The sequence below is a fragment of the Streptomyces sp. WMMC1477 genome, assembly GCF_027460245.1.
Lineage (GTDB): Bacteria > Actinomycetota > Actinomycetes > Streptomycetales > Streptomycetaceae > Streptomyces.
This window is the reverse complement of sequence record NZ_JAPZBD010000003.1, coordinates 2,661,840-2,686,109: the sequence shown is the minus strand read 5'-3', so window position 1 is coordinate 2,686,109 and position 24,270 is coordinate 2,661,840. Positions and strand designations below refer to the sequence as shown.

26 protein-coding genes and 1 pseudogene are annotated in these 24,270 nt (G+C 73.6%); 19 read left to right on the top strand and 8 right to left on the bottom strand.

The window, feature by feature from the left end; all coding sequences use genetic code 11:
- The first annotated feature begins 167 nt into the window (after positions 1-167).
- Positions 168-899, top strand: a complete 732-nt coding sequence (locus O7609_RS12375) for a flavodoxin family protein (RefSeq protein ID WP_269736904.1) — start codon at positions 168-170, stop codon at positions 897-899.
- A gap of 209 nt (positions 900-1,108) precedes the next feature.
- On the opposite strand, the gene O7609_RS12370 is transcribed toward O7609_RS12375, so the two are convergent.
- From O7609_RS12370 to O7609_RS12350, 5 genes are all read right to left on the bottom strand, one after another.
- On the bottom strand, positions 1,109-1,786 hold the full coding sequence (locus tag O7609_RS12370; protein ID WP_269736905.1) for an esterase/lipase family protein: 678 nt from the start codon (positions 1,784-1,786) through the stop codon (positions 1,109-1,111).
- 213 nt (positions 1,787-1,999) lie between these two features.
- Positions 2,000-2,461 carry an NUDIX domain-containing protein gene (locus O7609_RS12365; protein ID WP_269743585.1) on the bottom strand — a complete coding sequence of 154 codons (462 nt, stop codon included), beginning with the start codon at positions 2,459-2,461 and terminating at the stop codon, positions 2,000-2,002.
- Positions 2,458-2,670 carry a hypothetical protein gene (locus O7609_RS12360; protein WP_269736907.1) on the bottom strand — a complete coding sequence of 71 codons (213 nt, stop codon included), beginning with the start codon at positions 2,668-2,670 and terminating at the stop codon, positions 2,458-2,460. Before O7609_RS12360 ends, O7609_RS12365 begins: the two co-directional genes overlap by 4 nt.
- Positions 2,667-2,945 carry a DUF397 domain-containing protein gene (locus O7609_RS12355; RefSeq protein ID WP_269736908.1) on the bottom strand — a complete coding sequence of 93 codons (279 nt, stop codon included), beginning with the start codon at positions 2,943-2,945 and terminating at the stop codon, positions 2,667-2,669. Before O7609_RS12355 ends, O7609_RS12360 begins: the two co-directional genes overlap by 4 nt.
- Positions 2,942-3,769, bottom strand: coding sequence for a helix-turn-helix domain-containing protein (locus tag O7609_RS12350; RefSeq protein WP_269736909.1), 828 nt, complete (start codon positions 3,767-3,769; stop codon positions 2,942-2,944). The genes O7609_RS12355 and O7609_RS12350 overlap by 4 nt, the downstream gene beginning before the upstream one ends.
- Before the next feature lie 116 nt (positions 3,770-3,885).
- On the opposite strand from O7609_RS12350, the gene O7609_RS12345 reads away from it, so the two are divergent.
- The 5 genes and pseudogenes from O7609_RS12345 to O7609_RS12320 all read left to right on the top strand — a co-directional run.
- Positions 3,886-4,119: a hypothetical protein gene (locus O7609_RS12345; protein ID WP_269736910.1), complete on the top strand. Its 234-nt coding sequence runs from the start codon at positions 3,886-3,888 to the stop codon at positions 4,117-4,119.
- Between the two features lie 365 nt (positions 4,120-4,484).
- Positions 4,485-5,498, top strand: a complete 1,014-nt coding sequence (locus O7609_RS12335) for a hypothetical protein (protein WP_269736912.1) — start codon at positions 4,485-4,487, stop codon at positions 5,496-5,498.
- Between the two features lie 43 nt (positions 5,499-5,541).
- Positions 5,542-5,784, top strand: a complete 243-nt coding sequence (locus O7609_RS12330; RefSeq protein WP_269736913.1) for a type II toxin-antitoxin system Phd/YefM family antitoxin — start codon at positions 5,542-5,544, stop codon at positions 5,782-5,784.
- Entirely contained in the window at positions 5,784-6,158 is a 375-nt protein-coding gene (locus tag O7609_RS12325; RefSeq protein ID WP_269736914.1) for a type II toxin-antitoxin system VapC family toxin, read from the top strand. Before O7609_RS12330 ends, O7609_RS12325 begins: the two co-directional genes overlap by 1 nt.
- A 124-nt stretch (positions 6,159-6,282) precedes the next feature.
- Positions 6,283-6,480: pseudogene (locus O7609_RS12320) on the top strand (ATP-dependent endonuclease); the annotation flags it as partial.
- Between the two features lie 19 nt (positions 6,481-6,499).
- Here the strand turns inward: O7609_RS12320 and O7609_RS12315 are convergent.
- Complete coding sequence (locus O7609_RS12315) at positions 6,500-6,970, bottom strand: SRPBCC domain-containing protein (protein ID WP_269736915.1); 471 nt, start codon at positions 6,968-6,970, stop codon at positions 6,500-6,502.
- A 122-nt stretch (positions 6,971-7,092) separates the two neighbouring features.
- Between O7609_RS12315 and O7609_RS12310 the strand changes: the two genes are divergently transcribed.
- The 3 genes from O7609_RS12310 to O7609_RS12300 are packed head-to-tail and all read left to right on the top strand — an operon-like array spanning position 7,093 to position 9,727.
- Positions 7,093-8,304, top strand: coding sequence for a cytochrome P450 (locus tag O7609_RS12310; RefSeq protein WP_269736916.1), 1,212 nt, complete (start codon positions 7,093-7,095; stop codon positions 8,302-8,304).
- Entirely contained in the window at positions 8,301-9,110 is an 810-nt protein-coding gene (locus tag O7609_RS12305; protein WP_269736917.1) for a TrmH family RNA methyltransferase, read from the top strand. The genes O7609_RS12310 and O7609_RS12305 overlap by 4 nt, the downstream gene beginning before the upstream one ends.
- Before the next feature lie 56 nt (positions 9,111-9,166).
- Positions 9,167-9,727, top strand: a complete 561-nt coding sequence (locus O7609_RS12300; RefSeq protein ID WP_269732940.1) for a Uma2 family endonuclease — start codon at positions 9,167-9,169, stop codon at positions 9,725-9,727.
- A gap of 71 nt (positions 9,728-9,798) precedes the next feature.
- Here O7609_RS12300 and paaN read toward each other — a convergent pair whose 3' ends face one another.
- On the bottom strand, positions 9,799-11,493 hold the full coding sequence (paaN, locus tag O7609_RS12295) for a phenylacetic acid degradation protein PaaN (RefSeq protein WP_269732939.1): 1,695 nt from the start codon (positions 11,491-11,493) through the stop codon (positions 9,799-9,801).
- An 86-nt stretch (positions 11,494-11,579) separates the two neighbouring features.
- Here paaN and O7609_RS12290 point away from each other — a divergent pair, with 86 nt between their 5' ends.
- From O7609_RS12290 to O7609_RS12280, 3 genes are all read left to right on the top strand, one after another.
- Positions 11,580-13,124, top strand: a complete 1,545-nt coding sequence (locus O7609_RS12290) for a 3-hydroxyacyl-CoA dehydrogenase (RefSeq protein ID WP_269732938.1) — start codon at positions 11,580-11,582, stop codon at positions 13,122-13,124.
- On the top strand, positions 13,121-13,705 hold the full coding sequence (locus O7609_RS12285; RefSeq protein ID WP_269732937.1) for a TetR/AcrR family transcriptional regulator: 585 nt from the start codon (positions 13,121-13,123) through the stop codon (positions 13,703-13,705). The genes O7609_RS12290 and O7609_RS12285 overlap by 4 nt, the downstream gene beginning before the upstream one ends.
- Before the next feature lie 209 nt (positions 13,706-13,914).
- A complete protein-coding gene (locus O7609_RS12280) occupies positions 13,915-15,279 on the top strand; it encodes a PP2C family protein-serine/threonine phosphatase (protein WP_269732936.1) in 1,365 nt (454 codons plus the stop codon).
- Positions 15,280-15,347: 68 nt separating this feature from the next.
- On the opposite strand, the gene O7609_RS12275 is transcribed toward O7609_RS12280, so the two are convergent.
- Positions 15,348-15,830: an Lrp/AsnC family transcriptional regulator gene (locus O7609_RS12275; protein ID WP_269732935.1), complete on the bottom strand. Its 483-nt coding sequence runs from the start codon at positions 15,828-15,830 to the stop codon at positions 15,348-15,350.
- Positions 15,831-16,029: 199 nt separating this feature from the next.
- Here O7609_RS12275 and pdhA point away from each other — a divergent pair, with 199 nt between their 5' ends.
- The 7 genes from pdhA to O7609_RS12240 all read left to right on the top strand — a co-directional run bounded on the left by pdhA (position 16,030) and on the right by O7609_RS12240 (position 24,155).
- Positions 16,030-17,181 (top strand): pyruvate dehydrogenase (acetyl-transferring) E1 component subunit alpha, encoded by a 1,152-nt coding sequence (gene pdhA / locus O7609_RS12270; protein ID WP_269732934.1) that lies wholly within the window; start codon positions 16,030-16,032, stop codon positions 17,179-17,181.
- Positions 17,178-18,236 (top strand): alpha-ketoacid dehydrogenase subunit beta, encoded by a 1,059-nt coding sequence (locus O7609_RS12265; RefSeq protein WP_269732933.1) that lies wholly within the window; start codon positions 17,178-17,180, stop codon positions 18,234-18,236. Before pdhA ends, O7609_RS12265 begins: the two co-directional genes overlap by 4 nt.
- On the top strand, positions 18,236-19,564 hold the full coding sequence (locus O7609_RS12260) for a dihydrolipoamide acetyltransferase family protein (protein WP_269732932.1): 1,329 nt from the start codon (positions 18,236-18,238) through the stop codon (positions 19,562-19,564). The genes O7609_RS12265 and O7609_RS12260 overlap by 1 nt, the downstream gene beginning before the upstream one ends.
- 56 nt (positions 19,565-19,620) lie before the next feature.
- Positions 19,621-20,535 (top strand): NTP transferase domain-containing protein, encoded by a 915-nt coding sequence (locus O7609_RS12255; RefSeq protein ID WP_269732931.1) that lies wholly within the window; start codon positions 19,621-19,623, stop codon positions 20,533-20,535.
- 31 nt (positions 20,536-20,566) lie between these two features.
- Positions 20,567-21,877 carry a molybdopterin molybdotransferase MoeA gene (locus tag O7609_RS12250; protein ID WP_269732930.1) on the top strand — a complete coding sequence of 437 codons (1,311 nt, stop codon included), beginning with the start codon at positions 20,567-20,569 and terminating at the stop codon, positions 21,875-21,877.
- A 14-nt stretch (positions 21,878-21,891) separates the two neighbouring features.
- Entirely contained in the window at positions 21,892-23,070 is a 1,179-nt protein-coding gene (locus O7609_RS12245; protein WP_269732929.1) for a potassium channel family protein, read from the top strand.
- Between the two features lie 107 nt (positions 23,071-23,177).
- The gene (locus tag O7609_RS12240) at positions 23,178-24,155 is read left to right on the top strand and encodes an NAD(P)H-quinone oxidoreductase (protein WP_269732928.1); all 978 of its coding nucleotides are present in this window, start codon (positions 23,178-23,180) and stop codon (positions 24,153-24,155) included.
- The last annotated feature ends 115 nt before the right edge of the window (positions 24,156-24,270 follow it).

Genomic DNA, 24,270 nt, shown 5'->3' with positions numbered 1-24,270 from the left:
GCACCCGTCGGACGGCAGGGCCCGCGTCGTCCGCAACCCGTGACGATGGGGACGCCGGGTCTCCCGGACGGGTGAACCTGGGCGGGTGCGCGGAGGCGGTCGGCCGTCACCGGGTGCCCGCGCGGGTTGGATGAGAGGAGCACCCGCCCCCCCGCCAAGGAGCTCCCGTGGCCGACACCGCACCCGCCCCGCCCGAGCGCCGCTACGACGACCTGCGCGCCCTGTTCGTCAACTGCACGCTCAAGCCCTCGCCCGAGCAGAGCCACACCCAGGGCCTCATCGACATCAGCCGCGGGGTCATGGAGGCCCAGGGCGTGCGCGTGGACCAGATCCGCGCCGTCGACCACGACCTCGCCCCCGGCGTCTATCCGGACATGACCGAGCACGGTGCCGCGAGCGACGCGTGGCCCGTGCTCTACCCGCGCGTCATGGACGCCGACATCCTCGTCCTCGCCGGACCGATCTGGCTCGGCGACAACAGTTCGGTGATGAAGCGCGTCATCGAGCGCCTCTACGCCTGCTCCGCCGTTCTCAACGACGCCGGGCAGTACGCGTACTACGGTCGGGCCGGAGGCTGCCTGATCACCGGCAACGAGGACGGCGCCAAGCACTGCGCCATGAACGTCCTCTACTCCCTCCAGCACCTCGGCTACGCCATCCCGCCCCAGGCCGACTCCGGCTGGGTCGGCGCGGCCGGGCCCGGCCCCTCCTACCTCGACCCCGGCTCCGGGGGGCCCGAGAACGACTTCACCAACCGCAACACCACCTTCATGAGCTGGAACCTCCTGCACATGGCCCGGCTGCTCAAGGACGCGGGCGGCTTCCCCGCCCACGGCAACCAGCGCTCCCGGTGGGACGCGGGCTGCCGCTTCGACTTCCCCAACCCCGACTACCGCTGACCCCGGCTCCCGGGGCCCCGTCGGCGGTGGCCCTGCCGCACGTGGATGTCCTGCGTGGCGCAGGTGACCGGCCTGATGCCCCGGCGCGGGCGCGCTCCGGCTGCGGGCGGCGTTCCCGCGGGCACCGCTCCGCGCACCCGCCGCACGCACCGGGCCCGCGCCGGCATCGGGGGACGCCGGCGCGGGCCCGGCCACGGGGCGTGCGCGGGTCAGCGGACCACGTTGCGGACGGCGTCGACGACGCCGTCGTTCGAGATCATCCCGATGTGCCCGAGGCAGGAGGTCTTCCGGTTGTCGGCGCCGGACAGGATCGTGCTGCTGATCGGGTTGATGACGAGATCGCAGGGCGAACGGAAGGTCGTGTACTGGACGTTGCCCGGGGTCGGGTCTCCGGCGTTGAGCTGGTCCAGGAAGCTCGACCCGGCGCGCATCTCCTTGCAGGAGGTGATGAGGAAGCTACAGAACCCGGCGATCGCGGTACCGTTGTTCGGCCCGCCGAGCGACACCCAGTCGTCGACGTGGGCCGTGCCGCCGAGGTTCTTGAGGTAGTAGCGCGAGGAGAGGCCGCCCATCGAGTGGGTGACGATGTCGACCTTGCTGGCGCCGGTCTGTGCGAGGACGCCGTCGATGTAGTCGGACAGCTGCCCGGCGATGGTGGCGTTCGAGCGGAACGAGTTGTACCCGAAGACGTGGAGCTGGTCGTCGCTGTAACCGTTCGCCTTGAAGTCCTCGGTCATCGTGGAGAACTGCCCGCTCTTCCCGGCGAAGCCGTGGACGAACACGACGGGATCGGCGGTGTTGGCCTGTGCGGGGGCTGAGGTGAGGGGGACGACCAGAGCAGCGGCCAGCAGGGCGCTGAAGGACGCGAGGGCATGACGCAGGCGCATCTGTACTCCTGTCAGTCACGCAGCCGGAGCTGCGAGGTGGGGGAGGTTTCAGGGAGCGCGCGTCCCACGGCAGAAGCAGGCCAGTGCTTCCGCCGGTTAGATTACTCACACGTAGCTTGTGGTTCACATCACGGAAACATCACGGTCTGTGATCATGGAAGCGCACGTGCCGGGTACGACCCGGCCCTCGCCCCCGGGGAACCCGGGATGCGCTCAGGTCCTGTGAGGCCCGGTGCGGTGGATCAGCGGGAGGTGGGCGGGCTGGAGGGCCTCGGGGAGGGCGTCGGGCGCGAACCACCCGGCGTCGAGGATCTCGAACGCGTCGAGCTCGAGCGTCCCGCCGACGAACTCGGCCTCGTACGCCACTTCCACCCGCAGCCGGAAGCCGCTCCTGAGGTGGATCAGCTCACCGGCCCGCACGTCCAGCCCGGTCTCCTCCTTCACCTCGCGCTCGACGGTGCGGCCGAACTCCTCGCCCCGCACCGCGAAGCCCGACGGCAGCCCCCACTGCCGCCCCTCCGGCCACAGCCGGTGCTTCAGCAGCAGGACCCGTCCCGCCTCGTCCCGGACGACGCCGGTCACGCCCACCATGAACGTCGCGTTGGCCCACCACAGCAGCCGCCACTGCACCGACCCGCGCATCGCGTGCCAGGCCCACGCCGCCAGCCGTTTCACCGGGTCACGCGTCCGTGCTCGTAGAAGTCTTCGCTGGGCGCGAACTCCTCACCCCAGTCGTCGGGTTCGAGCGAGACACGCTCAAGCAGCGCCTCGGCCTCCTGCCTGCTCTGCGGCGGCGTCCACTCCGGGGCGTCCTCGGAGCCGCACCCGGAGACCAGGACGGCGAGGAGCACGAGCGCGGCCGCGCGTATGCGGTACGAGGTCATGTGGAGACGTCGGCGATGAACGCGGTCCACGCGACGGCGGGGAACACGAGCACGTCCCCCTCGGCACGCTTGCTGTCCCGGACCGGGACGACCCCCTCACACCCGTCCGCCACCTCGACGCAGCCTCCATAGGACTTGTCGCTGTGGCTGGACTTGCGCCACCTCGCGGCCCCGGGGAAGTCACGGGCCACCTCGACGCAGGCACCGCCGGTGTTGTCGCTTTGACTGGACTTGCACCAGATGGCAGTGCTCAGGTCGAGCGGCCCGTGGCTCATGCGTAGTGCTCCTTCATCGTGTCCCGGATCAGGCGCTCCGAAGCGGCCGGTGGGAGTGCGTGGACCTGCAAGAGGTCGTAGGCATGAGCGTATCGGGTCACTCGATCGGGGACCTCTACCAATTCGCCGCAGCCGTAGCCCTCCAGGTAGGCAACGTCTGGACCGTCTGGCAGTGAGAGAAGCGTGAGTGATCCGCCGGTCACCGGGTGTTGTTCTGCTTCAAAGGGCAACACTTGAAGGGTGACGTTAGGCCGCTGCGCCATCTCCAGCAGGTAGTTCAACTGCTCGTGCATTGTGGCCTTCTCGCCGACGACCCGGCGTAGAGCCGATTGATCGAGGACGGCCCAGAGAAATGGTGGGTCACCCCCTTCCAACAGCAGGTGACGGGCGATGCGTGCCTCTACCTGGCGATCCAACTCTTCCTCGCTCAGGTTGGGAAGCCCCTCACGAAGGCTGACTCGTGCGTAGGCAGCCGTCTGGAGAAGTCCGGGCACCGAGTGTGCGGCGTACGTGAGCATCTTGACTGCGCGGGCCTCCTTCTCCATGTACGCGCGAGCCCAGTCGACGTAGGTCTCGCGGGTCATGTGCCACCAGAGGTCGGTGATCTCGCCGTCGGCGTCGAGCGCGAGGTCGATGGCTTCGGCGAGTGCTCTCGGTGGCGGGTCCGTCGCCAGCTCGATCTGGGCGATGCGGTTGTGGGTGACGTGGACCTGGCAGCCCAGTTCCCGCTGCGTCCAGCCCAGCGCCTCGCGGCGCTTGCGGACGCGGGAGCCGAGGTAGGCGGCCATGGACGCGCGGGGGTCAAGTGGCTTTGCAGCAGGCATGCGTTCGCCTCGTTTCAGCCTTCTGGTCCTGAAGGGCTTGACACTGCACATCGTAGATTCGAGGCGCCACGCTGTGTGCTGAACGGGGATACCCAACGTGAAAGGCGAAGAGACACATGGCGATGACCGACGGACGCCGGAACGCGCTGGCGCGGCTGCGGGAGGCGGAGGAGGCGGCGAACGATCTCCGGGAGCAACTGCGCAAGTCGGCGGTGGTGTTGCCGTCGCTGCGGATCGACCCGGTGTCGGCGGCGGGGAGCGAGCCGTCGCCGTTGATCGACCTGGGGCGGTGCAACCTGGAGACGGTGCGCCGGCTCGTCGTCGTCCTGCGGCAGCGGGAGGGGCTGTGACGGCGCCGCCGCCGCGCGGGGCGTGCGCGGTGGACACGCGGGACGGCCGGGTCGGGGAGGTCATGGCCCAGGGCGGGGCGTATGTCCAGCTCCGGCCGCTGCTGGGCGGACGGGAGTGGGACTGCCCACCGGATCTCCTCCGGGCGGCGACACCGGACGAGCGGCTTTCTGCTCGCCTTCGCGAGCTGAACCGTCGCAGTAGGGGCGATATTTGACCGCTCGTGACCGAGTGGCACATGCAGGTCACTGTGTGGAATAACGTGACGTCAGTATTACGTTCCGTCCGCAAAGAAGACGGCCCTCAACAACGGTGCTAGCCACACCGGTTGAGGGCCTCCATCGTCAAGGTCACAAGGAGACCCGAGATGTTCCGGCATGTTAGCGCGCCGACGCGCTTCTACTCACAGATTCCCAACGAACTCATCCGCAACCCGCGTCTGAACGGGACGGCCGTCCGTCTGCTGAGCTGGGCGTTGTCGCTGCCCGCGGAGTCCCGCGAGACGTTGACCTCGCTCGCGGAGAAGATGCCCGAGGGGCGGATGGCCGTCCGCAAGGCGCGCGGTCAGCTCACCGAAGAGGGGTACGTGCACACCCGGCACCTCCAGTGCGCGGAGAGCGGGCGGTGGAGGACGGTCGTGCTGGTGTCCAACACCGCGCTGAGGACGCCGGAGGAGGTGGACGCCGCGTTCGCCGCCTGCACTGTTGGGCATCCGCCGACTGACCAGGACCCGCCGGTCGGCCCGCCGCCGGAGCAGGCGCTCGGCGAGCAACCCCTTGAGAACAACGGGGAGAACACCCACCACCCTCCCCGCCCCGAGCCCACGCCCGAGCCCGACGCGGCGCCCGACGCGGCGCCCGGCGCGGGGCGGGACGCCGCGCGGGACGAGGCGCCGGAACCGTCCCCCGGCCCGGAACCGGACGGGGCCGCCGTGCGGGCGTTGGTCGACGTGGGCCGGGCTGAGCCCCGGCTGCGGCTGGGCCTTGCCGAGGCGGCGCGGCTGGCGCCGCTGGCGCGGGAGTGGCTGGCCAGAGGCGTGAGCCTGGCGGAGTTCCGGGAGGCGATGACGGCCGGCCTGCCCGGCCGGGTGTACGCACCGGCGAAGCTGCTGGCGCACCGGTTGCGGGAGAAGCTGCCCCCGCCCGTCGCCCCGCCGGAACCGTCCAAGCCCTCGGCGTCGCCGCCGCTCGCGGAGTGTGCCGAATGCTGCGACCCGCTGCCCCGAGGGCAGGTCTCCGGGATCTGCCGCCGCTGCGCGGGCCTCATCCCGCCGCCGGACCCGGGCCCCGGACTCCCACCCGGTGCCGCCAAGGCCCGCGCCGCCTTCGAGGCGGCCCGCGCCGCATCCGGCACGCGTGGGCGAGGGCGGCGCTATGCTTAGTCCAGCGCTTAGTCCAGTGGGCGGATCTCTATGCGAGGCAGCGATGGAAGAAGCCCGTCAGTACAACGTGCACGAAGCCAAGACACACCTCTCGCGCATCTTGGAACAGGTCGCCGGTGGTGAGGAAGTCGTGATCAGCAAGGCAGGGGAGCCTGTCGCCAAGGTCGTTCCACTGCGTTCCAGCGTGAGGCGGAGCGGGCGCGGTTCGCTGCGCGGGCTGATCGAGATCCGGGACGATTTCGACGAGCTCCCCGACGATCTTGCCGACGCTTTCGGGATGCGCTGATGAGGCTGCTGCTGGACACACACGTCGTCCTGTGGTGGCTTGAGGACTCTCCCGAGCTCGCCGGGGACGTGAAGGATCTGCTTGAGGTCGAGCCCAGCGTGTACGTCAGCGCCGTGACGCCCTGGGAGATCGCGATCAAGCTGTCGCTGGGCAAGTTGATCGGTCCGGACGACCTTGCGGAGCGGGTCCGTGACAGCCAGTTCCGTAGCCTGCCCATCACTGCGGGGCACGGTGTCCGGGCGGGGAAGCTGCCGGTGCACCACAGGGACCCCTTCGACCGGGTGCTGATCGCCCAGGCGCAGGTCGAAGGGCTGACCCTGGTCACCCGGGGCAAGTGGATTCCGAAGTACGACGTGCAGATCATGGCCGTCTGAGCCGGGCTGCGGGACCCGTGAGGCCCTTCCTCAGCAGCACCAGGCCGAGCAGAGCCATCAGCGTCCCGGACGCACCGGACGTCAGCCCGATGCCCACTTCCCCGTCCGGATCGCCGACCCCGTCCGGGCGGCGGGCGAGGTGCGCCCGCTGCGGAGCTTCCTGAGCCAGCCCGCGCAGCGGGACCGCTCGCGGGAGCAGCGGCTGCGGCGTTTCCTCGGGACGAAGAAGGGCCGCAAGATCCACTACGGCCGGGTCCTCGTCGAGGCGCTCGACCCCGACGGCGTGCCCGCCCCGCTCGACGGCCTGCTGGCCGACCTCTGACCGGGCGGAGGTGCGTGCCTCACGCGGGGTGTTCCAGGAGCCGGGCGAGGTTGTCGAGGGCCATGCGCATGCCGGTCTCGTTGTCGGCGGGGGCGACGGCCTCGGGGAGGTCGGTGTGCAGCACGGTGACGTCGGTGCCGCCGCCGGGGGCGTCGGTGAGCGTCGTCGTGATGGTCATCAGGCCCTGGAACGCCGGGTCCGGGGACTCGAACTCCATCTCCTCCACGACCTCCGCGTCCGGCACGAGCCGGGTGAAGCGGCCGTGGTAGGTGTCGGTGTGCGAGGTCGACTTGCCGGAGGTGCTCGCCGGGTCGTCGTAGGTGAGGGAGACGCGGAAGGCGCCGCCCTCGTGGGGCTCGAAGGTGTGGACGCGGCAGCTCATGCCCGCCGGGACGCGCCAGCGGGGGACGGCCTCGGGGTCGAGCAGGGCTCGGTAGACCTCGCGGCGGGGCGCGGCGACGTGGCCGGTGGTGTGGGTGGTGTGGGTCATCGCTGGGGGTGTCCTCCGGACGCGGGGTGACGCGGATTCCTGGCGGTTTGGACGCCCCGGGCGGCGGAAACTCATCGCGGTTGCCGTTTCGGAAGGGGACGGTGCGGGCAACCGAAGGCGCCATGGACAGCACTCTCGCCCTCGCCGCCGAAGGTTACGCATGGTTGCCGGACCGGTGGCGGACCCACACCGGCCCCGTCGTCCGCACCCGGCTGCTGGGGCACCCGGCCGTGGGGCTGCGGGGCCCGGAGGCGGTGCGGTTCTTCTACGACGACCGGCACGTGGCGCGGCGGGCGGCGCTCCCGGAGCCGGTGATGGCCACGTTGTTCGGGCGTGGCGGGGTGCAGTCGCTGGACGGGGAGGCGCACCGGGAGCGCAAGGCGCTGCTGATGGACGTGGTCTCCCCGCCGGAGCGGGTGGAGGCGCTGGCGGAGGGCTTCGCGGCGGCCTGGGAGGAGGCGCTGCCGGGGTGGCTGGGGGACGGCAGGATCGTGCTGTTCGACGAGGCGGGGGTGGTGCTCACGCTGGCCGTGGCCCGGTGGGCGGGGGTGCCGCTGGCCGGGCACGAGGCGCGGCCGCTGGCGGCGGACCTGCTGGCCATGGTGGACGGTTTCGCGACGGCCGGGCCCCGGCACTGGCGCGGGCGGAAGGCGCGGGTGGAGCGGGAGGCGTGGCTGGTGGAGCTGGTCGAGGGCGTCCGTTCGGGTGGGGTGGAGACGCCGCGGGGCTCGGCGCTGGAGCGGATCGCGACGCACCGCAACGCGGACGGGGAGCTGCTGGAGCCGCATGTGGCGGCAGTGGAGGTGCTGAACGTGCTGCGGCCGACGGCGGCCGTGGCCTGGTACGCGGCGTTCGCGGCGCACGCCCTGCACCGGTGGCCGCGGCACCGGGAGCTGCTGGGGGACGCGGCGTACGCGTATGCCTTCGCGGACGAGGTGCGGCGCTTCTATCCGTTCGCGCCGTTCGTGGCGGGGCGGGCGGTGACGGACCTGACGTGGCACGGGGAGCCGATTCCGTACGGCTCGCTGCTGCTGCTGGACCTGTACGGGCAGAACCACGACCGGGCGCTGTGGGGGGACCCGTACATCTTCCGCCCGGACCGTTTCCTGGACGGCGGCGTCGACCCGCGGCTGCTGGTGCCGCAGGGCGGCGGCGATCCGGAGTCGGGCCACCGCTGTCCGGGTGAGTCGGCGACGCGCTCGCTGATCGCCGCGTTGGCGGCCCGGCTGGCGGAGCTGTCCTACGCGGTGCCGTCGCAGGACCTGACGATCCCGCTGGGCCGGATTCCCACCCGGCCGCGCAGCGGGATGGTGCTCAGTAACCTGGCCCGGTGACCAGGGAGAACACAGGAAGTACCCAGGACGCCGTGCGGGCCGTGCGGGCGTGGCGGGCCTCGGCGGCGGGCGGGGCCGTGCTGCTGGACGGCTTCCACGCGGTGAAGCACGCGCTGCGGTTCGGGGCGGACGTCGGCGTCGTCCTCGCCCGGGACGCTGCGGCCGTGCGCGTGCTCGCCGAGGAGCTGGCGCCGGACGTGGCGGGGGAGCTGGCGGGGCGGGTGGTCGAGGTGGACGGCGAGGTGCTGCGGGAGCTGGTGCCCCGGCTGCATCCGACCGGGGTGGCGGCGCTGGCCGCCCGCCGGAGCCGGGACGTCAGTCTGGCGGCTCTGCGGGCCCGGCACCGGAGCGCGCCCGTGGTGCTGCTGGAGGACCCGCGCAACCTGGGCAACGTGGGTGCCGTCGTCCGGCTCGCGGCGGGGCTGGGCGCCACCGGCGTCGTCACGACGGGGCCGGCCGACCCGTGGCATCCGGCGGCCGTGCGGGGCGGGGCGGGGCTGCACTACGCGACGGTCGTAGAGCGGGTGACGCCGGAGGAGCTGCCGCCGGGGCCGCTGTGCGTGCTGGATCCGGAGGGCACCGACCTGCGCGGGTCCGTCGTCCCCGATGACGCGGTGCTGGCCTTCGGCACGGAGCGGCACGGGGTCTCGGCGGAGCTGAAGGGGCGGGCCGACCACCTGCTGGCGCTGCCGATGCGTCCGAACGTCTCCAGCTACAACCTCGCCACGAGCGTCGCGATGACCCTCTACCACTGGTCCTGCGCCCCCGGAACGGCTGACCGCCCGCCCGTTTCCCGCGTACGGTGAGTACCAGCCGGGCTCTCCCCGACCGGAGCGGAGGCGAAGACGTGACGATGCCCGCCATGAGCGCGCGTCCCGGAAACCTGCGTTCCGTCGCCGAGGAGATCGAGCGGGCGACCGGTCTGCGTGTCGAGATTCTGGGAGGGAAGCTCGTCATGTCCCCGACCCCGCGGGGCAAGCACGCGGGCGTGATCCGGCGGCTGCGCAAGCAGATCGAGCCGGTGCTGGCCGACGGGCTCGGGGCGTACGAGGTGTCGTCGATCGCGATGCCGGACGACCCGGACGACTACTGCACCCCTGATCTCGTGATCCTCCCCGAGGAGTGGGACGAGGACGACGACTGGCTGGCCGACCCACGGGATGTGGAGCTCGCGGTGGAGGTCATCTCCAAGTCCGAGCGTACGAAGGACATCGCGGGCAAGGGGGAGTGGTACGCGGCGGCCGGCGTCCGCCTGCTGCTCAGCGTCGACCCTCGGCGCGGCGTGTGGACGCTCCACAGCAGGCCGAAGGCGGGCGAGTACCAGGGCGTGCTGCACGGGGAGTTCGGGGACGACGTGCCGCTGCCGGAGCCGTTGGGCATCGTGCTCGACACCGGTTGTCTTCCGGTCTACGACGTCCCCTGAGCGCCCGGCTCGCCGTCGGCCCCCGCGCGGTGACGGTGCGCGGGGGCCGACGGCGGGATCAGACGTCAGGGTCAGGCCTGGCGGCGGACCTCGACCATGCGGAAGCGCGGTGCGACGAAGGCCGCGTCGCACAGGGCGGCGTTGGCGGCGGGGTTGCCGCCGGAGCCGTGGAAGTCGGAGAACGCGGCCGTCTGGTTCACGTAGACGCCGCCGGTGAGGTTGAGGGAGAGCTGGGCGCACTCCTCCAGGCAGGCGTCCTCGATGAGCCGCTCGGCCTCGGCGTCGGTCGTGTAGGCGCCGACCGTCATGGCACCCTGCTCGCGCACGGTGCGGCGCAGCAGCGCGACGGCGTCGGCCGTGGAGTCGACGGCGACGGCGAAGGAGACCGGGCCGAAGCACTCGCTGAGGTAGGCGGACTCGGCCTCCGGCGCGGCGGCGTCGAGCTTGACGATGGCCGGGGTGCGCACGGTGGCGTCGGGGAACTCGGGGTGCTCGACAGTGCGGGAGGCGAGGGCGAGCTCGCCGAGCGAGGGCGCGGCGTCGAGCCGCTCGCCGACGCCCGGGTTGACGATGGCGCCGAGCAGCGCGGTGGCGCGGGCGTCGTCGCCCAGGAGCTTGTCCACGGCGCCCGCGAGGTCGGCCACGAGCTCGTCGTACGTCTTGTGCCCGGCGTCGGTCTCGATGCCCTGGCGCGGGATGAGCAGGTTCTGCGGGGTGGTGCACATCTGGCCGCTGTAGAGGGACAGCGAGAAGGCGACGTTGGCGAGCATGCCGCGGTAGTCGTCGGTGGAGTCGAACACGATCGTGTTGACCCCGGCCTTCTCGGTGAAGACCTGCGCCTGGCGGGCGTTGGCCTCCAGCCAGTCGCCGAAGGCGGAGCCGCCGGTGTAGTCGACGATGCGGATCTCGGGGCGGGTGGCGAGCGTCTTGGCGATGCCCTCGCCGTCCCGCTCGGCGGCCAGGGCGACGAGGTTGGGGTCGAAGCCGGCCTCGGCGAGGGTCTCGCGGGCGATGCGCACGGTGAGCGCGAGCGGCAGCACGGCGCGCGGGTGCGGCTTGACGAGGACGGCGTTGCCGGTGGCCAGGGAGGCGAAGACGCCCGGGTAGCCGTTCCAGGTGGGGAAGGTGTTGCAGCCGATGACGAGGGCGACGCCGCGCGGGACGGCGGTGAACTCCTTCGTCAGTTCCAGCGGGTCCCGCTTGCCCTGCGGCTTGGTCCAGCGGACGGCGGCGTCGGGGGTGCGGGTCTGCTCGGCGTAGGCGTAGGCGACGGCCTCCAGGCCGCGGTCCTGGGCGTGCGGGCCGCCGGCCTGCATCGCCATCATGTAGGCCTGCCCGCTGGTGTGCATGACGGCCTGGGCGAACTCGTGGGTGCGCGCGTTGATCCGGCTGAGGATCTCCAGGCAGACGGCCGCCCGTGTCTCGGGCCCGGCGTCCCGCCAGCCCGGGACGGCCGCGCGCATGGCGGGCAGCAGGACGTCCGCGTCGGCGTGCGGGTACTCGATGCCGAGGTCGACGCCGTAGGGGGAGCGCTCGCCGCCCGTCCAGCCGTCGGTGCCCGGCTGGTCCAGCTCGAAGCGGGCGCCGCGCAGCGCGTCGAAGGCGGCCTGCCCCTCGGCCGCGCTCAGCGAGCCGTTCTCCCCGTAGGCCTTGGGGTGCTCCGGGAAGGGCGACCAGTAGGCCCGGCTGCGGATGGTCTCCAGGGCCTGGTCGAGCGTGGGGCGGTGCTGGTCGATCAGCTTCCTGGCGCTGAGCGCTGTGGTCATCGAAGACCAACTCCTCGTCGGGCTGTGCGCGAGCTTGCGGACAACGGCTAGAGTAACCGAACGATCGGTCGGGACAAGGGGTGGAAATGGCCAGCGAGGACAAGGCACCGCAGACCGCACGGTCGGACGGGGCGTTCGGCACGGTCGCCGTGGTCGGGACGGGCACGATGGGGCAGGGCATCGCCCAGGTGGCGCTGGTCGCCGGGCACCGGGTACGGCTGCACGACGTGGCGCCCGGGCGGGCCGAGCAGGCCGCCGCGGCCATCACCGGGCGGCTCGACCGGCTGGTGGAGAAGGGCCGGATGACGGCCGGGGCCCGCGAGGCCGCCGTCTCCCGGCTGCACGCCGCGGCCGAGCTGGGCGAGCTGGCCGACGCGGAGATCGTCATCGAGGCCGTGCTGGAGGAGCTGGGCGCCAAGCAGCTGCTCTTCGAGGCCCTGGAGTCGGTCGTCGGCGGGGACTGCCTGCTGGCCACGAACACCTCCTCCCTCTCCGTGACGGCCATCGCGGGCGCGCTGCGCCGCCCCGGGCGCTTCCTCGGCCTGCACTTCTTCAACCCGGCGCCGCTGCTGCCTCTCGTGGAGGTGGTCAGCGGCCACGCGACGGACGAGGCCGCCGCCGTCCGGGCCCGCGACCTGGCCGCGGCCTGGGGCAAGACACCGGTGCGCTGCACCGACACCCCGGGGTTCATCGTCAACCGGGTGGCCAGGCCGTTCTACGCGGAGTCCTTCCGGCTGCTGGAGGAGCGCGCCGCGGCCCCGGCCACGCTGGATGCCGTCCTGCGGGAGAGCGGCGGCTTCCGGATGGGCCCGTTCGAGCTCACCGACCTCATCGGGCAGGACGTCAACGAGGCCGTCACGCGCAGTGTCTGGTCGTCCTTCTTCCAGGACCCGAAGTTCACCCCGTCCCTCGCCCAGCAGCGGCTGGTGCAGTCCGGGCGGCTGGGCCGCAAGTCCGGGCACGGCTGGTTCCCCCACGGGGACGGGGCGGCGGGCGCCGAACCGCACACGATGCCCCCGCACCCGGCCCCGCGCCAGGTGACGGTGCACGGCTCGCTCGGCCCGGCCGCCGTGCTGCCCGCGCTGCTGGAGAAGGCCGGGATCGGCGTCGTCCGGACGGAGGCCGGGGAGGCGGAGCCCGGTTCCGCCGGGCACCTCGTCCTGCCCGGCGGCTCGAAGCTGTGCCCCGCGAACGGCCACGCGCCCGCCCCCGGGGAGATCCACCTCGACCTCGCCCTCGACTACCGCACCGCGGAGCGGGTCGCCCTCGGCTGCGCCGACGACGTCCCCGAGACCGACCGCGCGGCCGCGGCCGGGCTCTTCCAAGCTCTGGGCAAGCGGGTCAGCCTCGTCGAGCCCGTCCCCGGCCTGGTCGTGGCCCGCACGGTGGCGATGCTGGCCGACTTCGCCGCCGACGCCGTCGCCCGCGGCGTGGCCACCGAGGCCGACGTCGACACCGCGATGCGGCTCGGGGTGAACTACCCGCGCGGCCCGCTGGAGTGGTGCGACGCGCTCGGCAGCGGCTGGGCCGTGGGCGTCCTGCGCGCCCTGCACGCCGCCTACCCCACCGGCCGCTACGCCCCGTCCCAGGGCCTGCTGCGCCGCTGTGGGCCGATCGGGGGACAATCGTGACCATGGCACGCCGCGACACCTACACCCCGGACACCCTGCTGGCCGTTGCGGTGCGCGTGTTCAACGAGCGTGGCTACGACGGCACGAGCATGGAGCACCTGTCGAAGGCCGCCGGGATCTCCAAGTCGTCCATCTACCACCACGTGCGCGGCAAGGAGGAGCTGCTGCGCCGGGCCGTCAGCCGGGCGCTGGACGGCCTCTTCGGCATCCTCGCCGAGCCGGGCGCGCGCGGCGGGCGGGCGATCGAGCGGCTGGAGTACGTCACGCGGCGCACGGCCGAGGTGCTGATGGCCGAGCTGCCGTACGTGACGCTGCTGCTGCGGGTACACGGCAACACGGACACCGAGCGGTGGGCGCTGGCCCGCCGCCGGGAGTTCGACCAGCAGGTCGCCGAGCTGCTCAAGCAGGCGGCGGCCGAGGGCGACCTGCGCACCGACATCGACGTGCGGCTGGCCACCCGGCTCCTCTTCGGCATGATCAACTCGATCGTTGAGTGGTACCGGCCCGAGCGCGGCTCGGCCGCGCCCGAGGTCGCCGCCGCCGTCGTCCGCATGGCCTTCGCCGGCCTCCGGGTGACCTAGGGGTCGGCTTCCCACGTCGCGGCTGGGGCGCCCGGCGATTCCGCCGGGACCCTCCCCGTAGGGGTTCGCCGCCGTCGCGGCGGCTCTTTTTCCGGGGCTCCGCCCCGGACCCCGCACCCGCTTGCCACGCGTGGGGCGGGTCTCCGCGGGTACTGCGGGCTCAGATGGTCGACCCCCGTAGCCCCCACCGTGACGAACGATGTGATGCCATGCCCCACGCGGACGGGCCGCCGACCGGCGGCGAGGCCGAGCAGAGCCCGCCGAGGCTGCGGCTGGACGAGCAGGTGGAGGACATCGCCGCGCAGCTGCGCGCCCTGGCCGCGGCGAAGGACCGGTTGCAGGGGCTGCTCGACGCCGTCCTGGCCATCGGGAGCGAGCTGGACCTGCGTGTGGTCCTGCACCGCATCGTCACGACCGCCATGGACCTGGTCGGCGCCCGCTACGGCGCGCTGGGCGTCCTGCACGCGTCGGGTGACCACCTGGAGGAGTTCATCACCGCCGGGCTCTCGGACGAGGAGTACGCGGCCCTGAGCGGGGTGGACTTCCCGCACGGCCGTGGCGTCCTCGGCCAGCTGATCCACCACCCCGAGCCCCTGCGCGTGGACGACATCCCCTCCCACCCCTCCTCGGTCGGCTTCCCGCCCGGCCACCCGCCCATGCGGAGCCTCCTGGGCGTCGCGATCACCGTCCGCGGCGAGATCTACGGCGACCTGTACCTCTCGGAGCGGCGCGACGGCAGGCCCTTCGACCAGGACGACGAGGACGTGGTCCGCGCGCTGGCCGGAGCCGCCGGCATCGCGATCGACAACGCCCGGCTGTTCGGGTACATGCGCGAGAGCGCCGCGCAGTTCCAGCGGCTGCTGCTGCCCGTCCTGCCGGACCTCGCCCCGTTCACGGGGGCCGCGGTCTACCGGACCGCGGCCGAGCCGGCCAGCGTCGGCGGCGACTGGTACGACGCCGTCGTCCTGCCCGACGACGCCTGCGCGGCGGTCATCGGCGACGTGGTGGGCCACGACCTGCACGCGGCCGCCGCGATGGCGCAGGCCCGCAACATGCTCCGGGCCCTCCTCTACGACCGCCGGTCGCCGCCCAGCTCGGTGCTGACGCAGCTCGACCGCACCGTGCACGCCATCACCGACCTGCCGGTGACCACCGCGTGCCTCGCCCGGATCGAACCCGCCGCGGACGGCTGGACGCTCCACTGGAGCAGCGCCGGCCACCTGCCGCCCCTGGTCCTCACCCCCGACGGCTCGGTGCGCTACCTGGAAACCGACCCCGGCGTCCCCCTCGGTGTCGACCCCGACATCCACCGCCCCGACCACACCCACGTGCTGCCGGCCGACGCCACCGTGCTGCTGTTCACCGACGGCCTGGTGGAACACCCCGGGCACGCCATCGACGACCGGCTGGACGTGCTGGCCGAGCGCGCCGCCGCCCAGGTCGGACGGCCGCTGGACGAGCTCGTGTGCGCCCTCGCCGACCACCACCCCAGCGACGGCCACGACGACATGGCGATCCTGGCCCTGCGGACCCCGGCGAGGCACGGCCCCACGCCCCCGGCAGGCTCGCGCTGAGGCGCGGGGCCGGCGGGCCGTCGCCGCCCGCGGACGCGTCGTGGCTGGTCGCGCGGTTCCCCGCGCCCTCAGGGAGTCGGGTGGAGGTCGGTCTCCTCGAAGACGAGGAGGGTGCGGGTGCTCAGCACCTCGGGGATGGACTGGATGCGGGTGAGCACCAACTCGCGCAGGGCCCGGTTGTCGGGCGTGTGGACGAGGAGGAGCACGTCGAAGTCGCCGCTGACCAGCGCGATGTGGGTGGCGCCCGGCAACTGCTGGAGCTGCTCGCGCACGGTGCGCCACGTGTTCTGCACGATCTTGAGCGTCACGTAGGCGGAGGCGCCCTGACCCGCCCGCTCGTGGTCGACGCGGGCGCTGAAGCCGCGGATGACGCCGTCCTCGACGAGCCGGTTGATGCGCGCGTAGGCGCTGGCCCGGGAGATGTGGACGCGGTCGGCGACCGAGCGGACGGAGGCCCGGCCGTCCGCCTGGAGGATGCCGAGGATCTGCCGGTCGACCGCGTCCAGCGGCCGGGGCGTGAGGCCCGATTCGGCCATCTGTTCATCCGCCATGGCGTGCAGCCCTCCCTCGTTGGACGTCTGGCGCGCGACCCCGGGTGTGAACGGCCATTCGTCCACAGCAGCGCACCACCTGTAGCCAGAATGCACGCCAGACCGAACAATCGGTAGGGGAGAGACCCCGGTCACCCCGAGGCTCGCCACCCCCCCCGCCCACCCGTCCGCCCGCCGCCCACCCGGAGGTGTGCCCGACATGACGGTCGTCGCGCAGACCGGCGCGTATCGCCCCGCCCCGCCGCCCGCCTGGCGCCCGCGTACCGACGCGGCGCCGCTGCTGCCGGACGAGGAGCCGTACCGCCTGCTGGGCACCGGTGCCGAGCTCGACCCGCAGCTGATGGCCGAGCTGTACACGCAGCTCGTCAAGGGCCGCCGCTACAACCAGCAGGCCACCGCCCTGACCAAGCAGGGCAGGCTGGCCGTGTACCCGTCCACCACGGGGCAGGAGGCGTGCGAGGTCGCCGCCGCGCTCGCCCTCAAGGAGCAGGACTGGCTGTTCCCCTCCTACCGCGACACCCTCGCCGTCGTCGCCCGCGGGGTGGAGCCGGCGCAGGCCCTCACGCTGCTGCGCGGTGACTGGCACTCGGGCTACGACCCGCGGGCGTGCCGCGTCGCGCCGCTGAGTACGCCGCTGGCCACCCAGCTGCCGCACGCCGTCGGCCTCGCCCACGCGGCCCGGCTGCGCGGGGACGACGTCGTGGCGCTCGCCATGGTCGGCGACGGCGGCACCAGCGAGGGCGACTTCCACGAGGCGCTGAACTTCGCCGCCGTCTGGCAGGCGCCCGTCGTCTTCCTGGTGCAGAACAACGGCTTCGCGATCTCCGTACCGCTGTCCAAGCAGACCGCCGCTCCGACGCTCGCCCACAAGGCCGTCGGCTACGGCATGCCCGGCCGGCTGGTGGACGGGAACGACGCCCCGGCGATGTACGAGGTGCTGTCGGAGGCCGTCGAGCGGGCCCGGCGCGGTGCCGGGCCGACGCTCATCGAGGCGGTGACGTACCGGATGGACGCGCACACCAACGCCGACGACGCCACCCGCTACCGGGGCGACGCCGAGGTGGACGAGTGGCGCGAGCACGACCCGGTCGCCCTGCTGGAGGCCGAGCTGACCCAGCGCGGCCTGCTGGACGAGGCGGGCGTCGCCGCGGCCCGGGAGGCCGCCGAGGCCATGGCCGCGAAGCTGCGGGACAGCATGAACGCGGACGCCGAGCTGGACCCGATGAGCCTGTTCGACCATGTCTACGCCCGGAAGACGAGCCAGCTGCGCGAGCAGGCCGACCAGCTGCGGGCCGAGCTGGCCGCGGCCGGGGAACAGGACGCGGCGCGGCACGAGGAGGACCCCCGATGAGCACGGCGGCCACCAGCCGACCGGGCGGCCCGACGACGGCCGCCGCCCCCCAGCCCACCCCGCTCGGCCAGGCGCTCAACCGCGCCATGCGGGACGCCATGGCCGAGGACCCGACGGTCCACGTGCTCGGCGAGGACGTCGGCACCCTCGGCGGCGTCTTCCGCGTCACCGACGGCCTGGCCAAGGAGTTCGGCGAGGACCGCTGCACCGACACCCCGCTGGCCGAGGCCGGCATCCTCGGCGCCGCCGTGGGCATGGCGATGTACGGGCTGCGGCCGGTCGTGGAGATGCAGTTCGACGCGTTCGCCTACCCGGCCTTCGAGCAGCTCGTCTCCCACGTGTCCCGCATGCGCAACCGCACGCGCGGCGCGCTGCCCATGCCCATCACCGTCCGGGTGCCCTACGGCGGCGGCATCGGCGGCGTCGAGCACCACAGCGACTCCTCCGAGGCGTACTACATCGCCACCCCCGGCCTGCACGTCGTCACCCCGGCGACCGTGGCCGACGCCTACGGCATGCTGCGCGAGGCCATCGCCTCGGACGACCCGGTGATCTTCCTGGAGCCCAAGCGGCTCTACTGGTCCAAGGACGCCTGGGACCCCAAGGCGCCGACGGCCGTCGAGCCCATCGGCCGCGCCGTCGTCCGCCGCACCGGCACCTCCGCGACACTGCTCACCTACGGACCGTCCGTGCCCGTGTGCCTGGAGGCCGCCGAGGCCGCCCGGGCCGAGGGCTGGGACCTGGAGGTCGTGGACCTGCGCTCGCTGGTGCCCTTCGACGACGAGACGGTCACCGCGTCCGTGCGGCGCACCGGGCGGGCCGTCGTCGTCCACGAGGCCACCGGCTTCGGCGGGCCCGGCGGCGAGATCGCCGCCCGCGTCACCGAGCGCTGCTTCCACCACCTGGAGGCGCCGGTGCTCCGCGTGGCCGGTTTCGACCTCCCCTATCCGCCGCCGATGCTGGAACGCCACCATCTGCCCGGTGTGGACCGCATCCTGGACGCCGTGGACCGGCTCCAGTGGGAGTCGCGGTGGACGGAAGGGGACGTGCGCTGATGCCCGAGGTACGCGAGTTCACGCTGCCGGATCTGGGCGAGGGCCTCACCGAGGCCGAGATCACCCGCTGGCTGGTGGAGGTCGGCGACGTCGTCGCCGTGGACCAGCCGGTCGTCGAGGTCGAGACGGCCAAGGCCATGGTCGAGGTGCCGTGCCCCTACGGCGGTGTGGTCACCGCCCGCTTCGGCGCCGAGGGGGACGAGATCCCCGTCGGCGCGCCCCTGGTCACCGTCGCCTCCTCACCGCCGTCCGCGGACGGCCCGGTGGGGGACGACGCCGCCGAGCAGCCCGCCGCCGAGCAGGAGGGCTCCGGGAACGTCCTCGTCGGCTACGGCACGGCCGCCGCCCCGCGCAGGCGCCGCCGCAGCGCCTACCGCCCGACCCCGTCCGCCCCCGCGGCTCCCCAGGCCCCACCGGCACCGGCACCGGCACCGGCACCGGCGCCCGTCCCGGCGGCCAACGGCACCGCGCTCGCCGTCATCTCACCGCTCGTGCGCCGCATCGCCCGGGAACGCGGCATCGACCTGCGCACCGTCTCCGGGACGGGCCCGCAGGGCCTCATCCTGCGGGCCGACGTCGAACGTGCCGCCGCGCCCTCCCCCGAGCCCGTCGCGCCCGCTTTGGCCGCCCCCGCTGCGGGCGAGGGCGAGCGGCTGCCGCTCAAGGGCCTGCGCGGCGCCGTCGCGGACAAGCTCTCCCGCAGCCGTGGCGAGATCCCCGACGCCACCTGCTGGGTGGACGCCGACGCCACCGAACTCCTGGCCGCCCGCCGGGCCATGAACGCGGCGGAGCCCAAGATCTCGCTGCTGGCCCTGCTCGGCCGCATCTGCGTCGCCGCCCTGGAGCGCCACCCCGAGCTCAACTCGACGGTGGACACCGAGCGGCGCGAGATCGTGCGGCTGCCCGCCGTGCACCTGGGCGTCGCCGCGCAGACGGACCGGGGCCTGATGGTGCCCGTCGTCAAGGACGCCCACCGACGCAACGCCCAGGACCTCAGCGCCGAGTTGCAGCGGCTCACCGACGTGGCGCGGGAGGGCAGGCTCGGCCCGGCCGAGCTGACCGGCGGCACGTTCACGCTCAACAACTACGGGGTCTTCGGCGTCGACGGCTCCACGCCGATCATCAACCACCCGGAGGCGGCGATGCTCGGCGTCGGCCGCATCGTGCCCAAGCCGTGGGTGCACGAGGGCGAGTTGGCGGTGCGGCACGTCGTGCAGCTGTCCCTCACCTTCGACCACCGGGTCTGCGACGGCGGCACGGCGGGCGGCTTCCTGCGCTACGTGGCCGACTGCGTCGAGCACCCCGCGGTCCTGCTGCGCACCCTGTAGCCCGCGCGGCCGGGTGGCCCGCACCGCCGGGCCGCCCGGGCCGTACGCTCTACCGCGTGACGGACACGGATGACGCGGGCGGCGCGCACGGCCGGTACGGCCGGTACGCCCCATACGACGCCGTCGTGCTGGCCGGCGGGGCCGCCCGGCGGCTCGGCGGCACCGACAAGCCCGCCGTCACCGTGGGCGGGCGCACGCTGCTGGACCGCACGCTCGCGGCCTGCCCGGACGCCGGGCGGGCCGTCGTCGTCGGTCCCCGCAGGCCCACCGCCCGCCCGGTGACCTGGGCGCGCGAGGCCCGGCCCGGCGCCGGGCCGCTGGCCGCACTGGCCGCCGGGCTCGACCACGTCACCGCCGAGACCGTGCTCGTGCTCTCCGCCGACCTGCCCTTCCTCGGCCCCGACGCCGTCGGCCTGCTCCACGCCGAGCTGGCGCGGGCCCCGGAGGCCGAGTGCGTGCTCGCCACCCACGGCGGGCGCGACCAGCCGCTCCTGGCCGTCCACCGGGCCGAGCCGCTGCGCCGCGAGCTGGCGCTGCTGGCCGCCGAGCACGGCCGCCTGGACCATCTGCCGCTGCGGCTGCTCACCGCCGAGCTCGCCGTGCGCCGGGTGCCGCTCGCCGCCGGGACCGCCGCCGACTGCGACACCTGGGACGACATCGCGGCGGCCCGCGCGCGCATCAGGGAGCATGGGCGTGTGCTGGAAGAATGGACCACCGCAGTCAAGGCGGAACTCGGCCTCGATCTCGACGTCGACATCAACGCCGTACTCGATCTCGCGCGTGACGCCGCGCACGGCGTGGCCCGCCCGGCGGCGCCGCTGACCACGTTCCTGGTCGGCTACGCCGCCGCCCTCCAGGGCGGCTCCCCGCAGGACGTCACCGTCGCCCTCCGCAAGGCCGCCGCCCTGGCCGACCGCTGGAGCCAGGAGGCGTCGGGCGGCCCGGACGCCGCCCCACCCGCCGTCGGCTGACCGCCGAGAACACGCCGAGGGAACAAGGCCGATGAACCCCACACCCCCCAACCCGCCGATGAACGACGAGTTCGACGACGCCCTGGCCCTGGCCAACGGCGCGGCTGGCCTGGCCCCCGCGCCCCCGCCGCGCCGCCCCGGCCCGGAGACGCCGGACGGCGCGGCGGCCGTGTCCTGGGCCGACGCACGGGCCGCGGCGCGGGCCGCGGGCCGGGCGGGCGAGGCCGTCGAGCGGCCCCTGAGCGAGGCGCTGGACCACACGCTCGCCGCGCCGCTGCCCGCCCTCACCGACCTGCCCGCCTTCGACACCTCCGCCATGGACGGCTGGGCCGTGGCCGGCCCGGGCCCCTGGGAGCTGGACGAGGCCGGCCCCGGCATCCTCGCCGGAGACGACCCCGGGCGGCTGCCCGACGGGCACGCCGTGGCCATCGCCACCGGCGCCCGCGTCCCCGAGAACGCCACGGCCGTCCTGCGCAGCGAACACGGCTTCGCGGGCGGCGGCAGGCTCACCGCGCCCGACACCCCGGCGCACGGCGCGGACATCCGGCCCCGCGGCCAGGAGTGCCGCACCGGCGACCTGCTGCTGCCCGCCGGAACGGCCGTGACCCCCGCCGTGCTGGGGCTGGCCGCCGCCGCCGGGTACGACACGCTGCCGCTGACCCGCCGGCCAAGCGCCGAGGTGCTCGTCCTCGGGGATGAGCTGCTGACCGAGGGCGTGCCCGGCGAGGGGCGCATCCGCGACGCCCTCGGCCCCCTCGTCGGCCCCTGGCTGGCTGGCCTGGGCGCCGACGTCGTCGCCACCCGGCACCTGGGGGACAGCGCCGCCGCCCTGCGCCAGGCGCTCGCCGAGACGGGGGCGGAGGGCGGGGCCGACGTCCTCGTCACCACCGGGTCGACGGCCGCGGGCCCCGTGGACCACCTGCGGCCCGCCCTGACGGCGGCCGGGGCCACGTTCGTCGTGGACGGCGTCGCCGTGCGGCCCGGCCACCCCATGCTGCTCGCCACCCTCCCCGACGGGCGGCACGTGGTGGGGCTGCCGGGCAACCCGCTGGCCGCCGTCTCCGCGCTGCTGACCCTGGCCGAGCCGCTGCTGCGCGCCCTGGCCGACCGGGACCCGGACGAGGGGCCCGGCACCGCGCGGCTGCGCGAACGTGTGCCCGGGCACCCCACCGACACCCGGCTCGTGCCCGTCGCCCACCGTTCGGGGACCGCGGCTCCGCTGCGTTACCACGGCCCCGCTATGCTCCGGGGGATCGCCTCCGCCACGGCACTGGCGGTCATCCCGCCCGGCGGCGCCGGCGCGGGCGCCTCCGTCCATCTGCTCGGCCTGCCCCGGAACTGACCGGTGACCTCCGCATGAAGCTCCGCAACCCGATCGTCACGCGTCGGCACAAGCTGACCTACGCCGACGACTACACCTTCCGGGTGCAGCTCCCGCGGCAGCTCACCGGCCCGCTGATCCAGGTCGCCAAGCGGCTCCTCATGGCGCACGTCGTGCTGCTGGTCGCCGTGCTGATCGTCTACCTCGACCGCGACGGCTACGTGGACAACGTGGGGGACGGGATCTCCCTCCTCGACGCGATCTACTACGTGACGGTGTCGCTCTCCACCACCGGCTACGGCGACATCTACCCGGCCTCGGAGGCCGCCCGGCTGCTGACGACCTTCGCCATCACGCCGCTGCGCATCCTGTTCCTGATCATCCTGGTCGGCACCTCCCTGGAGGTGCTGACCGAGCGCACCCGCCAGCAGTGGCGGCTGTCCCACTGGAGGTCCACCGTGCGCGACCACACGGTCATCGTCGGCTTCGGGACGAAGGGCCGCTCGGCCGCCGAGACGCTGCTCTCGGCGGGCGCCACCAAGGAGCAGATCGTCGTCGTCGACCCGAGCGCGAAGGTCATCGACGCGGCCAACGCCGACGGCTTCGCCGGGGTCGTCGGCGACGCCACCCGCTCCAGCGTGCTGGAGCGGGCCCGCATCGACCGGGCCCGGCGCATCATCATCGCCACCCAGCGCGACGACACGGCCGTGCTGGTGACCCTCACCGCCCGGCAGCTCAACCGGAAGCTCAACATCGTCGCCTCGGTGCGGGAGGAGGAGAACGTGCCCCTGCTGCGGCAGTCCGGCGCCGACTCCGTGGTCACCAGCTCCGGCGCGGCCGGCCGGCTCCTCGGGCTGTCCCTGATCAGCCCCAGCGCGGGCCAGATCATGGAGGACCTCATCCAGACCGGCATCGGCATGACGCTCGCCGAACGGCCGGTCACCAAGGCCGAGGCCGGGCGGTCCCCGCGCGAGTGCCCCGACCTCGTCCTCGCCGTCATCAGGGGGCACCGGCTGCTGCACTTCGACGACCCCGCGGCGGCGACGCTCCAGCCGCTGGACCGGGTCGTCGTCATCCGGCGCGCCCACGACGAGCAGTTGGTGCCCAAGCTGCGCAAGGGCGACGAGGACGACACCGGCGAACTGCGCAACCCGCCGCGCATGCAGCCCCCCAAGCGCGACTGGCAGGCCCCCCGGGACGACCTCGGGCAGTGAGCGGGGAGGCTCCGGGGCGCCAACCGGCCCGCAGGACCCACTCGATCGTCGGAGACCCGACACGTCGCGATCACCGGACCGTCTCACGCAACCGGTAGCGTCGGAGCATGCACGCGATCACGATTCCCGAACCCGGTGGACCCGATGCGCTGGTGTGGGCCGAGGTGCCCGACCCCGAGCCCGGGGAGGGCGAGGTGCTGATCGACGTCGCCGCGACGGCCGTCAACCGCGCGGACCTGTTGCAGCGTCAGGGCTTCTACCCGCCGCCCGACGGGGCGTCACCCTATCCGGGTCTGGAGTGCTCCGGGCGGATCGCGGCCCTCGGTCCCGGCGTCTCCGGCTGGTCCGTCGGGGACGAGGTGTGCGCGCTGCTCAGCGGTGGGGGATACGCCGAACGCGTCACCGTGCCCGCCGGTCAGGTGCTGCCCGTGCCGCAGGGCGTCGATCTCGTGACGGCCGCCGCCCTGCCCGAGGTCACCGCGACGGTGTGGTCCAACGTCTTCATGGTGGGCAACCTGCGGCCGGGCGAGACCGTGCTCGTACACGGCGGCGCCAGCGGCATCGGCACCATGGCCGTCCAGCTCGCCAAGGCCGTCGGGGCCCGGGTCGCCGTCACCGCGGGCAGCCGCGGGAAACTGGCGCGCTGTGCCGAACTGGGGGCCGACATCCTCGTCAACTACCGGGAGCAGGACTTCGCCGAAGAGGTGAAAGCCGCGACGGACGGCCACGGCGCCGACGTGATCCTGGACATCATGGGCGCCACGTACCTGAAGCCCAACGTGGCGGCGCTCGCGGTCAACGGACGGATCGTCGTCATCGGCATGCAGGGCGGCGTCAAGGGCGAGCTGAACCTCGGCGCGCTGCTCGCCAAGCGTGGCGCCATCGCGGCGACGACGCTGCGCGGCCGGCCAATCGACGAGAAGTCCGCCATCGTCGCCGCCGTGCGCGAGCACGTGTGGCCGCTCGTCGAGAGCGGGCGGGTGCGGCCCGTCGTGGACCGCACGCTCCCGCTGCGCGACGCCGCCGAGGGCCATCGGGCGCTGGAGGAGGGCGGACACGTGGGGAAGGTCGTGCTGGTGCGATGAAACCGGCCCAGTGGGGCGGGATGGTTACCGAGCGTATGAGTTCATACCCGAGATGCCGGGTATGAGCGACTGTGTGACCCTGGTCACTGGTCAGTGTGCACCACGGGTCCGGAGA